This window comes from Mycobacterium sp. OAS707 (assembly GCF_014873705.1).
Taxonomy (GTDB): domain Bacteria; phylum Actinomycetota; class Actinomycetes; order Mycobacteriales; family Mycobacteriaceae; genus Mycobacterium.
This window is the reverse complement of record NZ_JADBDS010000002.1, coordinates 1,468,115-1,480,637: the sequence shown is the minus strand read 5'-3', so window position 1 is coordinate 1,480,637 and position 12,523 is coordinate 1,468,115. Positions and strand designations below refer to the sequence as shown.

General features: G+C 62.7%; 14 protein-coding genes and 1 rRNA gene. 6 read left to right on the top strand and 9 right to left on the bottom strand.

Annotated elements, in window-relative coordinates:
* Nucleotides 1-92, top strand: a 5S ribosomal RNA gene (gene rrf / locus GGC64_RS18050); the annotation flags it as partial.
* Nucleotides 93-170: 78 nt separating this feature from the next.
* A complete protein-coding gene (locus tag GGC64_RS18045) occupies nucleotides 171-605 on the top strand; it encodes an SRPBCC family protein (RefSeq protein WP_192723831.1) in 435 nt (144 codons plus the stop codon).
* Between the two features lies 1 nt (nucleotide 606).
* Here the strand turns inward: GGC64_RS18045 and GGC64_RS18040 are convergent, their stop codons facing one another.
* From GGC64_RS18040 to GGC64_RS18000, 9 genes are all read right to left on the bottom strand, one after another.
* On the bottom strand, nucleotides 607-1,101 hold the full coding sequence (locus GGC64_RS18040) for a methylated-DNA--[protein]-cysteine S-methyltransferase (protein WP_192723830.1): 495 nt from the start codon (nucleotides 1,099-1,101) through the stop codon (nucleotides 607-609).
* A complete protein-coding gene (locus tag GGC64_RS18035) occupies nucleotides 1,101-2,576 on the bottom strand; it encodes a DNA-3-methyladenine glycosylase 2 family protein (RefSeq protein ID WP_192723829.1) in 1,476 nt (491 codons plus the stop codon). Before GGC64_RS18035 ends, GGC64_RS18040 begins: the two co-directional genes overlap by 1 nt.
* A 719-nt stretch (nucleotides 2,577-3,295) precedes the next feature.
* Nucleotides 3,296-3,592 carry a Dabb family protein gene (locus tag GGC64_RS18030; RefSeq protein WP_192723828.1) on the bottom strand — a complete coding sequence of 99 codons (297 nt, stop codon included), beginning with the start codon at nucleotides 3,590-3,592 and terminating at the stop codon, nucleotides 3,296-3,298.
* Between the two features lie 28 nt (nucleotides 3,593-3,620).
* The gene (locus GGC64_RS18025; RefSeq protein WP_192723827.1) at nucleotides 3,621-4,550 is read right to left on the bottom strand and encodes a VOC family protein; all 930 of its coding nucleotides are present in this window, start codon (nucleotides 4,548-4,550) and stop codon (nucleotides 3,621-3,623) included.
* A 10-nt stretch (nucleotides 4,551-4,560) separates the two neighbouring features.
* On the bottom strand, nucleotides 4,561-5,436 hold the full coding sequence (locus GGC64_RS18020; protein ID WP_192723826.1) for a fumarylacetoacetate hydrolase family protein: 876 nt from the start codon (nucleotides 5,434-5,436) through the stop codon (nucleotides 4,561-4,563).
* Nucleotides 5,437-5,462: 26 nt separating this feature from the next.
* Nucleotides 5,463-7,070, bottom strand: a complete 1,608-nt coding sequence (locus GGC64_RS18015) for a bifunctional 3-(3-hydroxy-phenyl)propionate/3-hydroxycinnamic acid hydroxylase (protein WP_192723825.1) — start codon at nucleotides 7,068-7,070, stop codon at nucleotides 5,463-5,465.
* Nucleotides 7,071-7,276: 206 nt separating this feature from the next.
* On the bottom strand, nucleotides 7,277-7,828 hold the full coding sequence (locus GGC64_RS18010) for a hypothetical protein (protein WP_192723824.1): 552 nt from the start codon (nucleotides 7,826-7,828) through the stop codon (nucleotides 7,277-7,279).
* A complete protein-coding gene (locus GGC64_RS18005) occupies nucleotides 7,825-8,562 on the bottom strand; it encodes a hypothetical protein (RefSeq protein ID WP_192723823.1) in 738 nt (245 codons plus the stop codon). The genes GGC64_RS18010 and GGC64_RS18005 overlap by 4 nt, the downstream gene beginning before the upstream one ends.
* Nucleotides 8,563-8,752: 190 nt before the next feature.
* Nucleotides 8,753-9,529: an IclR family transcriptional regulator gene (locus GGC64_RS18000; RefSeq protein ID WP_192723822.1), complete on the bottom strand. Its 777-nt coding sequence runs from the start codon at nucleotides 9,527-9,529 to the stop codon at nucleotides 8,753-8,755.
* 174 nt (nucleotides 9,530-9,703) lie between these two features.
* Here GGC64_RS18000 and GGC64_RS17995 point away from each other — a divergent pair, with 174 nt between their 5' ends.
* Genes GGC64_RS17995 through GGC64_RS17980 form a run of 4 tightly spaced genes read left to right on the top strand, consistent with a single transcriptional unit; the run spans nucleotide 9,704 to nucleotide 12,522 of the window.
* Complete coding sequence (locus GGC64_RS17995; RefSeq protein ID WP_192723821.1) at nucleotides 9,704-9,973, top strand: nickel-binding protein; 270 nt, start codon at nucleotides 9,704-9,706, stop codon at nucleotides 9,971-9,973.
* Nucleotides 9,970-10,992, top strand: coding sequence for a TAXI family TRAP transporter solute-binding subunit (locus GGC64_RS35325; RefSeq protein WP_192723820.1), 1,023 nt, complete (start codon nucleotides 9,970-9,972; stop codon nucleotides 10,990-10,992). The genes GGC64_RS17995 and GGC64_RS35325 overlap by 4 nt, the downstream gene beginning before the upstream one ends.
* A gap of 12 nt (nucleotides 10,993-11,004) precedes the next feature.
* Nucleotides 11,005-11,343, top strand: a complete 339-nt coding sequence (locus tag GGC64_RS17985) for a ferredoxin family protein (protein WP_192723819.1) — start codon at nucleotides 11,005-11,007, stop codon at nucleotides 11,341-11,343.
* Nucleotides 11,344-12,522 (top strand): FAD-dependent monooxygenase, encoded by a 1,179-nt coding sequence (locus GGC64_RS17980; protein WP_192723818.1) that lies wholly within the window; start codon nucleotides 11,344-11,346, stop codon nucleotides 12,520-12,522.
* Nucleotide 12,523 lies beyond the last annotated feature (1 nt).

The window sequence follows — 12,523 nt, the reverse complement described above, 5'->3', positions numbered from 1 at the left end:
AAACGCCCGGACCCATCCCGAACCCGGAAGCTAAGCCTGCCAGCGCCGATGATACTACCCAACCCGGGTGGAAAAGTAGGACACCGCCGAACACAATTTAAGTCCTTTGCCCCCCAATTCTATTGGGGGGCAAAGGCATTTGTGGAGAAGAAATCTGCAAGGAGTCCTTGATGGTCGAGTTGTATGTCGAGCGGACGATCGCCGCGGCTCCGCAAGCCGTGTTCGATTGGCTGGCAGACCCGGTCAATCTGACGGCGGCTCCGCTCGCGCTACGGGCAGGGTTCACGAAGGGTGCGTCGGCACCGGCGGCCGGCGTCAGACGATGGGTGGTCGGGGCCGGAATGTGGTTCGAAGAGGAGATCACCGCATACGAGAGGCCACGGAGCTACTCGTACCTCATCCTTCGTTCGTTGCCGCCGTTCAACCACGAAGGCGGCACGCTGACGTTCACCAGGGCGGGCGATGGCACACATGTCGGCTGGCGAACTGTATACAGCCATCCGGTCTACGCTGGCGGAAAAGTGCTGGAGGCATTGAGCTTTCGGCTACTTCGCTCGAGCTTCGCGGCGGTTCTCGCTGGCTGCGCCAAAGCGCTGGAACGCTAGTTCAGAACAACGCGGGCGCGGAACGGCTCTTTTCCAAGGCCAGCAATGCCCTTTTGCGGTCGAGGCCGCCGCCGTACCCGGTGAGGCTGCCGTTTGATCCGATCACGCGGTGGCACGGCACGATGATGCCGATCGGGTTGTGGCCGTTGGCCAGACCAACAGCGCGAAACGCCCCGGGCGATCCGATCTGTCGCGCGATCTCCCCGTACGACCGTGTCTCTCCGTACGGGATTGTCAGCAGGGCCTCCCACACTCGCCGCTGAAATGCAGTGCCGACCAGATTCAGGTCGAGGTCGAAGTCGATCCGGTCGCCTGCGAAATACGCCTCGAGTTGTTCGACTGCTTCGGGGAACGCGTCGTCATCGGGTTCCCAGCCATCGTGGCTCGGCTCGTATGTCTGGTCGACCATCCGCAGATGCGTCAGCCGCCCATCGGTGCCCGCGAGGGTCAACTTCCCGACCGGACTCTCCATCGACCGAAATAGCACGTGTTGCATCACTTCTCCTTCGGCGGCCATTCGTTGACCGCATGATCGAGGGCCGTCCACAGGTGCTGGGTCGCATACGACCGCCATGGCCGCCATCGCATGCTGTGCTCGGTCAGCGGGCGGGCATCGCCGGGCAGCCCCAGCTGTATAGCCGCAAGTCGCACACCCAAGTCGGTGGCCGGGAACGCGTCGGGGTCACCCAGACCGCGCATCGCGATCACCTCGGCGGTCCAGGGCCCGATCCCCGGCAGGGCCAACAGCTGTTCGCGGGCGCGGTTCCAGTCGCAGCCGGCGTCGAGGACGACCTCGCCGTCCGCCATCGCTCTGATGAGCGTGACCAGGGATCGCTGCCTGGACTTCGGGAACGCCAAATGCGCGGGATCGATTTCTGCGAGATGCTCGACCGCTGGAAACACATGTGTGAGACCGCCATTGAAATCGGCGACCGGTTGGCCGTATGCGGTCACGAGGCGCCCGGCGTGGGTGCGTGCGGCTTTCAACGACACCTGCTGGCCGAGCACTACTCGGATTGCCAGCTCCTGCTCGTCGACTGTGCGCGGTATCCGTTGCCCGGGTGCCTTGGCCACCAGCGCGGTCAGGTCGGGATCTGCGCTCAGTGCGTCGATGACGGCCTCGGGATCCGCGTCAAGGTCGAGCAGCCGCCGACACCGGGCGATCGCGGTGGACAGATCACGGAAGTCATCCAGTACCAGCTGGCACTGCACATGGTCGGGTTGCGGTGTGAGACTTACGATTCCGTTACCGTTAGGCAATCGCAGAGTGCGCCGGTAGGCGCCCTCGCGCACCTCCTCGACGCCGGGCACCGCGCTTGCCGCGAGATGACCGAACAGTCCCTCATAGGCGAACGGAGTCCGTACCGGCAACCGTAGCGACAACGCACCGTTGCCTCGCCCGAATCGGGTTCGGGCCCGTTGACGCAGAGCCGTCGGTGTGAGGTCGCAGACCGCCCGGACGGTGTCGTTGAACTGGCGGATGCTCGAGAAGCCGGCAGCGAACGCGACGTCCCCGAACGGCAGTTCCGTCGTCTCGATCAGTACCCGGGCGGTCTGGCTGCGCTGCGCCCGGGCCAGCGCCAGCGGATTGGCACCGACCTCGGCCTGCAGCAGCCGCTCGAGCTGGCGGGTGGTGTAGCCGACGCGTGCTGCCAGTCCTGTGACACCTTCGCGGTCAACAGTGCCGTCGGCGATGAGTCGCATCGTCCTGGCCACCACGTCGCCGCGCACATTCCACTCCGGTGAGCCCGGCGAGGCGTCCGGACGGCAACGCTTGCAAGCCCGGAAGCCGGCTCGCTGCGCGGCGGCTGCGGTGGGATAAAACCGCATGTTACGGGCGAACGGGGGCCGTACCGGGCAGCTCGGTCGGCAGTAAATCTTCGTGGTCAGCACGGCGGTGACGAACCAGCCGTCGAACCGGGCGTCCTTGGACTGCACGGCCCGGTAACAGCGGTCGAAATCTTCGTGCATGCATCGACAATTACACGAGCCCACCGACATCACTGGCGGAAAAACGACATCGTCGTGCCAGCGCCAAACGGGGGGGGTCTGGAGGTTCTCAAACTCGATGTCATATTCTCGTCGGCCGTGTCAGCTCGATGGCATGTATGACACGAATTTGAGACGACGCAAGGGTGCGCTGTTGAAGCGACACGCACGCGCCATTGCTGTAGCGAAAGTCGCACGTCGGCTTTCCGAACACGCGCAGCCGCGTGCGTGGCGGCGTTTCGCCGGTCAATGAGCCGCGCCTGGTAATCCGGAGAGAGGGTTCCGTCGCACTCACGGATCCAGTAGCCGCACAGGCGAGCGAGCATCGAATGGTACGCAGCTCCTTCTCAACGTTGGCGTGGCCGGGGGGCGGTGAGATGGGTTCGGATGAGGCTGGTGACGGCGAGTTCGGTGGCGCCAGGCCGGCGTCAAGCAGTGCGCGACGGTAATCCTGTCCCGGACACAATGAGTTTGCATCGCGAGTGGCGTGGCTTGTGGCCCTGCAAGCGATATGGCCGGGACCGAAAGTGTGGTCCCGCACTGCGCTTGGCCGACGTTACTTCTCGACAACGGGTGCCATCGTCGCCCAACCGTGCTGTGACGTCGTGACGGGAATCGCGTGCGTGTAGCGGCTATAACAGCGCAGTGAGCTATTAGCATCCTGTTCCGCAGTGTGGCGGCCTCCGGGCGCTGAAAGTTCTCTACCCGATAAAGAATTGAACGGCGGAACGAGCTTGCAGATGCGGCTGCAGCAGCTCGCTCACGATTCGCAGGTGTTTTGGCGACATGATGTATTCAGAAAATGCCGCTTCGTCTTCGAAGATCGCCGTGACTGAGTAGTCGGCATTCCCTGGGCGGAGTTTCATGTCAGGGCCGTGGTGGTAGCTCAGAGTGGTTGTCTCCGAAGCGAGTTCGTCTAGAGCTGCACCCAGCGCAGCGACCGATGCGGGTGGTGTGCCAGCCCTGAACGTAAAGGTAACAACATGTCCGACAGGCATTTCAGATGCTTTCTTGAGCCAGACCGGGTTAGCGGGCTGAGGGGGCGTGGGCGCCGGTCATCAGCGCTGCAAGGTCGTCGGGTTCGAGGAACGACGGAGGCGGCGGAGGTCCCCATGCATACAGGCCCTGCAGACCGTGCATTACTTCAGGACTCCATAGCTCGTCTTCCGGGATGGTGTCCATGTCCGAGTAGTACTCGGAAAAGTTGCCCGCGGGATCTTTGAGGTACCAGAAGAAGTTGGAACCGGCGTAGTGACGGCCAAGGCCCCAAATGTGGCGCTCTGGATGACCTTCGAGCATTGACTGGGCTCCGCGGCCGATCTCGTCTATGTCGTCGACCTGCCAGCTTGTGTGGTGGAGGAAATTCACTGGAGCAGCCAGGACCAAGACGTTGTGGTGGTCTGATGAACAGCGTAGGAATGCCGCCTTATCCTCCATATAGTCGCTCACCTTGAAGCCCAGCCCCTCGGTGAACAGCCTTGTGGTGGCCGACAGGTCTACGGTGCCGATCACCGCGTGGCCGAGCTTCCTGGGCTGAACCGGTCCGGTCCGCTTGCTGAACGGAGCTCTGCCCCAGCGATCGATCCTTCCGGGGCCGTTATATGGGGTCGGCGCCACTGCGGGGTCGACGACTACGCGCGGGCGAATCGCAACTTTTACTCGCGTGCCGGACGCTGGCTCAGCGACCGTCAAAGAGGTTGCCGTTCTGTTGAAATCGGCCCCGAAGCTGGTGAGCCGACTTCTGATACGGGCAATATCATCCTCGTCATCCGCGGCGACGGCCAGCTCAACGAGGCGGCGACGGGGTGCATCCACGATCTCGAGTTGCTCACCACCGTTCTGAGTTGCGAATATGCCACTGCCGCGGTGGATCAGACCGAAATCACAGTAGTAGTCAATAGTCTCGGCGACGTTTGGCACGCCGATTGTCACCTTGCCCAAGCCATGCAGTGCCATGATGTGTCCTTTAGGAGGTGGATTCTGCTCGGAAGACCTGGTGCAGTTCACCGATGCCTTCGATCCAGCTGTCCAGGCGCTGGCCCGGTTGGATGAAGCGTTGGGGCTGACGGCCAACCCCAACGCCTGCGGGCGTTCCGGTGAACAGCACGTCCCCGGGGTAGAGAGTCACGTTGTGAGACAAGCTGGCGATCAACTTGGGCACCGAGAAGATCAACTCTCTGGTACGCCCTTTCTGCACCTCTTCGCCGTCGAGAGAGCAGCCGAGTTCGATGTCGTCGACGTCTCTGAATTCGTCGAGCGTGACCAGCCAGGGACCCTGCGGGGAGAAGCCGGGGAAGCTCTTGCCCAGTCCAAATTGCGCAGCCGGCCCCCGCAGCTGAGAGATACGTTCGGAGATGTCCTGCCCCACAGTGAGACCCGCAACGTGGGACCAAGCTTGTGCCACATCAACTCTGGTGGCTTGTCGTCCGATGACGGCGACGAGTTCCACTTCCCAGTCGACATTGCCCCCGGTGGGAATGACAACTGTGGTGTCGGGACCTGAGAAACTGGACACATACTTGACGAATACGGGCGGTAGGTCGGTGGGCGATTCGAAACCCGACTCGGCGGCATGCGCGTCGTAATTCAGACCGATGGCGAACACCTGCCGAGGAGCCGGAGATGGCGCGCCCAACTGTCTCCGGTCTACTGGATGCCCGCGACCGATGTCCGCCGTCGAAAGCGTTGCGTACCAATCGACGAAGTGATCCCAGTCTTCGTATATCGCTGAGATGTCGGGACCGAAGCGTCCACCTGATGCGGAGGCGATGTCGATGACCTGCTCGGCGCCGGCATCACCGACGACGATATTGGCGCGCTCGGCATAGTTTGCCAGTCGCATTCAGATTCTCCTTAATGTTTGGGTTCTTAGAGTTGTACGGAGGCGGCGGTTTGGGTTTCGCTTGCGGCAGCGGTCTCGTCGCATGCGTGCAGTTTCCTGTGGTACTGGACGGCGAGTTGCGCGAGATCAGCGGCTGAGGCGAGTGCGCCGAAGATATACCGGTCGGGGCGGACCAGCACGCATTCCACTTCGTTGTGGTTGAACCACTCTGTCCAGCAATGGTTCTGGTCGACGAGGTCGGGGCTACCCGTCTCGGCGATTGTCATGACTTGCACACCGGATCCCTGAAGCAGATCCATGGACAAGCCTGCAACGGATGCGTCGTCCCCGTGGATCAGTAACAGCGCACTCGGGCCTGTGGCGTTGTCGAGAAGATCGACGCGGCCCTGATGCGCGACGGGGAATTGAGGCAGCAGTGTGCCGCGCAACGGCGCGTGGTCGATCCCGTCCGCGGTGACGCCCGGACCGAGGACGGGCAGCGCCGTTACTGGCAGCACACGCCTCGGGTCGGCACCTGCAGCGATCATCCGCTGGTCGCGTTCGGTCGCCTGCGCGTCATCGAGCACGCAGATGACCTTGCCCAGTTCGACTGACATCGTGATCGCGTGCTGCAAGTGGATGCTGCGTTCAGATGTGTACGAATCAAGGAGCGCGCGTGCGGATTTCCCGCGCAGCACGCGGTCGAGCTTCCACGAAATATTGGCCGCATCACGCAAGCCCGAACACATGCCCTGACCCGCGAACGGCGGCATCAGGTGCGCGGCATCTCCGGCGATGGCAAGCCTCCCAGAATTCCACCGATCGGCCCAGCGCGCCGCGAAGCTGTACACAGCGTGCCTCTCCAGTCGAGTGTTTTCGGGTGTGCGACCCCAGGGCCGCAACAACTCCCAGGCACGGTCGGTGGTGTTGAGCACCTCGAGATCCTCGCCAGGCAGCCTCATGAACTCCCATCGCCGGCGTCCCGGGCCGCCCGAGACCACTGTCGTCGGTCTGGCGGGGTCGCACAGTTGCCAGTTCATCGGGGACCATTCCTGCTGATCGAGCGGAATCGTGTCGACGATCAACCAGTCAAAGAAGAAGCCGAGATCGTGCGATGTCGCACCCATTCGGTCGCGTACAAAGCTATTCGCGCCATCGCACCCGATAACGAATCGCGAGTAGACATCTACGGTTTGGCGCTCGTTCGCTTGGAAGGTCACTTTGACGTCGGTGCCGCGGTCATCGACGTCGACGACCGTCGCACCGCGGTGCAGCGTGACATTCGGCATGCGCTCGACGGCGCTGGCGAGCGTTCTTTCCAATTCTGGTTGGGAGAAGAAGCTGGCGGTGGGCCAACCGCAGGGGCCGGTACCCGACCAGTCTATGCGTACGAGGGCATCGCCAGCGGCGTTGCGCCACTCGTAGAAATCGGGAACGGGATCGGAGATGGCCTTGATTTCAGCGCTGAGTCCCATAGCCTGGAACACTCGGCCGATCTCGTCATCGAAATGGACCGCGCGCGGCAGTGGATAGGGCTGCGGCCAGCGTTCGAGGATGAGCACGTCATGTCCCTGCAAGCCAAGCATTCTGCCCAATGCCAGTCCCACGGGACCGGCGCCCACGACGACGACGTCGTGAAAATGGTTGTAGCTCATGCGGGCCTGACCACCAGTAGAGCCATGGGCGCCTGCTTCATGGTTAGTCCCTTAACTACGTTGGCTTTTCGAGTTCGGTCCGGTGATCTGCTGTTGTCGAGTGAGACCGGCTGGACCGGGTTCGCGAAATTCATCATGCTGATTTTCTAGGAGAAGTCTCGCTGGATCCTCACCTATGTATCGGACGAGAAGTCGTAGAGCGCTGGTTACGAGGTTGGCGCGTCGGCGACGTAATCGCGCCAGCCCAGTGCTTCGAGGTCAACCTCCGGCGCAACGGTTTTGCAGCGCCGGCACATCCTTGCCTCGGTTTCGGCGTTGAACCGGGCACACGCTGCTGCATACACCCGTGGCGGTTCTGCGTCGTTATCATGTTGCCACTCCAGGCGATACAACTCGTCACCGCAGGTCTCGCAGAACCACGCTGCCGCCTCCAGGCCAGCATCGCCGGCGACATAGCGCAGCAGAATGCCCTCTTCCCGCGGCTCGATCCGGTGTGGAGTGCCAGCAGGGATATAAGCGTGGTCGCCGATCTGCAGACGGATCCAGTTCACCGAACTCATCCGCATCCTGACCACGCTGTCGCCCGACATCGCAGCCAGCACTGTGTCTTCGGCGAAGATGTGGTAGAACGGCTGATCAATCCAGTTGCGGGACAACGTGATCTGCGGATCGACATCGAGAGGCAGCACCGCGAGATCGGCGTAATTGCCGATCTGTGCGCCGACCTTGTATGCGTCGAGCATCCGGCGTCGAGTCATGCTTGCACTTCCTTGGCCCTCGCCTGCAGCTCGTGGTAGGCGGCGTTGACGACGCGCGTCTGATCCACCATGCGGCGCCAGCCCCACGGATCTTCGGGGAACAGGTCATTGACATGACCACAATTGGCGCAAGTTCTTCCTTCGTCAGAGTTGCGGGCATCGACGAATTCGCTGGACGCTGCCAGAGTGGCGAATTGGGGGAACTGATCGTCGGCCTTCCCGAACCGGGACGGGTCGAAATCGGGTGTTCCTGCCGGCCCGGCACCGTATTCGAGGCGCACGATTTCCTTCTTGCAGTTCTTGCAGTTGGCGGTGAGGGCCTCATGCTGACCGGCTTCCTCGGATTGACGCTGAGTGATCGTCGCGACGAGGAATGCATCGGGATTGTTCTGGTCGCGTAGGAAAGAGTTGACTCCGTGGACTTTCTGCGTCGCCATGATGGCGCCCGAGGCCAACATGGCCTCATGAGATCCGAAGGTCACCAGGACCTCGGAGATGCTGTTGGCGTGGAAGAAGTGGCCGTGGTCGCGTCCCTCCCCGCCGAACATCACCGTTCCGCACGGCACCATGGTCCCCGCCTCGTCGTACGGAAAGATCGGGATGAGGTTGGCCGCGGCTTTCGCCATGCGCTCGTAGATGTTGGCCTTGAGGGGTTCGCGCTTACCGTTGGGCGCGGGAATGCGGCGGGTCGGTTCCATGGTCGGAAGCGGCGCTACCTCGACAACATCGGTCATCGTGACACCTTTCTATGTGCGCTGCGAGGCTGCCGTTGAAACCGGCGCCTACACTCCAATGTCGCACTGTGCGGAACAGTGATCGCCATCACGACTCGTACGGTACCAACGGTCGGATCACTCGCGCAACCGAATCGGCTGCTTGACATTTCACAACGTGGCTGCTCGAAGGGGGTATGAAGGCAAACCGTCAGCCGAAGCGTTTGCCGAGCGTTTCCGCGCTGCGCGCCACGGCGGCCCCGCATCTTTCGATCCAGGCGTCATCCACTCGCGAGATGGGCGCGGTGACTGCGAGCGCACCGCGCACTCGGCCGTTGCCGTCGCTCACGGCCGCGCCAACGGCCCCGATATCACCCTCGCTTTCGGCGTGGTTGATCGCGTATCCACGCGCTCGGGTGTCCGCGAGCTGCTTGAGCAGCTCGCTTTTGGACCGGGCCGCCGTTGGCGTCGGCGTTTCCAGGACCTCGTCTGGATATAGCGTCGCCAGCTCTGATTCAGGCAACGCAGCAAGAAGAGCTTTTCCGCTGGCCGTCGCGTGCGCCGGCAAAGACCAGCCGACGCGGTTGCCGGCCCGCACCATCTGCGAACTTTCGACGCTATCGAGGAAAATCACGTCCGTGCCGCGCAGTTGACCCAGATGCACGGTTTCGCCGGTGTCCTCGGCCAAGTCGACGAGGACAGCGTGGGCCATGGCGCGAATGTCCATGTTGCGCACAACTGCTAAGCCGATGTCGACGAGCGCCGGTCCCGGACGGTACGCGCGCGATAGGTCATCCTGTTCCACGAATCGGTGGTAGTGCAGCGTCGACAGCATGCGGTGCACCGTGGAGCGCGACAACCCCATGTCGCGACTCACCTCATTGACGCGGATCACCTTGTTGGTCTCGAAGAGGGCAAGCAAACGCAAAACGTTGTCGACCGCGCCGATCAAACTCGAGGGACGGTCCGCCCCGTGCTCCTCAGGCATGATTGCGACCCCGCCGCACGCGACCTGCATGCGATCGGCGCTTGCCGAGCGGAAAGTCCACGCGTGCACGGTATCCCACGGTGCAATCAGACCCTATGAGGGTTGCAATGCGACCGCGCTCATGTCACCATTCTACGGGACAGTGTTCCGCAGAGCGACACCGAAAGGCTCACCATGGCTCTATTCCTCAGTACGCACCAAGCCCCTGGCCTCTCCGAACAGGAGATCGGGTCCTACGCGCCGGAGGTGGCCAAGAATGTGCATGCGACGTTCAAGAATCTGTTCGCGAACACCACCAGCGGCGCGATCTTCACGCTCTACGAGGCCGGAAGCGCCGACGCCGTGCGAGAAGAGTTCGAGCGGGTGGGCTTCCCGTACGACGCGATCCATGAGATCGACGCTGCGGTCGATGCCGCGGCAGTCGCCGCAATGGCCAGCCGGTGACCGCAGGTTCCGGCCTTTCCCAAGGCGCTGATGGTGAGATCCGGCTGGATCGGGTCATCACCCTGGCCTTCAGGGGCGACTGGGGTCAGGCCAACCTGACCCGCATCTGCGGCTGGCTCGCCCAAGAAGTCGGCGACCGGGTGGCAACCGGTTCACGGTTCGCGATCTGGTCGGGCCGGGGCAGTACCGACGCCGCCGTTGCACTGGCGGCGCGGGAAGCCGATGTGGCAGCAGTTACCCCGGCCGCCTCGACGGCGCTGATCCGCTCGGGGCGGATGCTCGCCAACGCCGAACCACAACCGTTTCTTCGCGCGCTTGGCCGCCTCCCGCATCGGGACCGGCTTGTCATCGCCGTCGACGCCGCCTTGCCCGTGCACAGCGTTGCCGATCTCGTCGAAGTTGCCGACCGGCTAATCATCGCGACCTGCCCGGATGACGGCGTCAACATGGTCGGCTTCGCGGCGCATGCGGCCTTGCGATTGGGCGGTGCGGACCCAGATGCTCTTGCTGCCGCGGGCACCCGGTTCGACTACGACGAACGCCCGTTCCCGGGGCTGCAGCACTTCGCTGAGGGCAGTGCCAATGTCCTTGTCCAGGAGGCGATCATGACGCCGGGTTGGCAGCGTATCGCCGCCAACCGCCCCGTGCGTTACCTGGACTGGGGTGATGACGTGTTCAAAGGTTTCGCCGAACACGGTTGGGGCGAGGCCACTGTCGACGCTGGATACCTGCCTGGCCTCGAGCGGGACCTTCGGACTCTGGATTTCGCAGACTTCGTGTTGCTCTGCCGTGACGACTTGGACGACGATTTGGCATATCTGATCACCTGGTGCATGATCCGCACCCGCCAGGCGCTCGAGGCGCAATACGCGATGTTGCCCAAAGAGCGTTCGCCCCTGGCGATTCCGATCGATCCCGTCGAAATGGCGAAGACTCCGATACCGCTACACCCGGCCGCCGAGCGCGCATACCGCGACGTCGGCTCGTCGGCGAGCGCCGCCTCGGCGATGTGGAGCTGAGGAGGGAAGCTCGTGACATATGTGATCAACAATGCCTGCATCGACGAGCTCGACGGGTCCTGCGTCGAAGTATGTCCGGTCGACTGCATCTACCAGGGCCTGACCAAGCGCTATATCAACCCCCGCGAATGTGTCGAGTGTGGTGCGTGTTTTCCGGTATGTCCGGTCGACGCGATTGTGGAGCCCGACCAGGCCGGCGAGGACCCGGCGTCGTTTGACGACAACGCCCGGTTCTTCGACGAGCCTCTGCCTGGACGTGAAAATCCACTCGGCGACCCCGGCGGCGCCGCCGTATTGGGGCCGGTCGGCATTGACACTCCCACGGTCACTGCTCATACGAAGGCTAAGTGAATGAACATCCCTATCCTCATTGTCGGCGGCGGTATCGGCGGCATGACCGCTGCCGTTGCCCTGGCTCGTGCCGGTTTCCCGGTGCGCGTTGTGGAACAGTCATCGGAATTCACCGAAATCGGCGCTGGAATCCAATTGGCCCCCAATGCCATTCGCATTCTCGACAAATTGGGTCTGCTGCCTGAGATCGACAAAGTGTCCGTCCGCCCAAGATCGCTGGTCTTCTTGGACATCGACACTGCTGATCAACTAGCCGCCGTGGATCTTGCCGACCCGTTCATCAACCGTTACGGCTATCCATACACCGTGCTGCACCGGGGCGATCTGCTGGACGTCTTGGTGGCTGCCTGCAGGGCGGACGATCGGATCACCCTGGAGTCGAACAAGACCGTCACCGATGTGAGCGACAAAAAAGACTGTGCCCGTGTCGAATTCGCCGATGGCACCTCATACGACTGCGATGCCGTCGTCGGCGCCGACGGACTGTGGTCGAGAGTGCGTCGACTCGTCTCCGATGATCAACCAATTTGTTCGGCCTATGTTGCTTACCGCGGAGCGGTTGCGCTGGGCGACCTGCCGTTGCCTGTCGACCAAGACGCCGAGTTCATCTGGATCGGACCGAATAAGCACCTGGTGCAATATCCAATCCGCGGCGGTGAGCTCTACAACCAGGTCGCGGTGTTCCGCAGCGAGCGGTATCGCCCCGGCGCGGATCGAGACGGTGACTGGGGCACGCCGGACGAGCTGGATCACCATTTCGGGACCGCCTGCGAGCAGGTACGTTCGTCGGTAACGTTGTTCAAGCGCGAGCGGCGTTGGCCGATGTATGACCGTGTCCCCATTGACAATTGGACAACGGGTCATGTCACGTTACTCGGCGATGCGGCCCACCCGATGCTGCAGTACCTCGCTCAGGGCGCCTGCCAGGCGATCGAGGATGCCGGCACTCTCGCGAGTTACATGGCCAAATTCGACGGTGATGCCACGGAAGCCTTTGCGCGGTATCAACAGGACCGACTGCCGCGGACCGCCCAGATCCAACGGGTGGCGCGGGCTTGGGGTGAAATCTGGCATGCCACCGACCCAATCGTGCCCGCGCTTCGTAACCGCGTTTTCGCGCGCAGTTCGGCTGAGCACTACGTCGACCTTGACTGGCTTTACCAGTCGGAGCTGGTGTAAC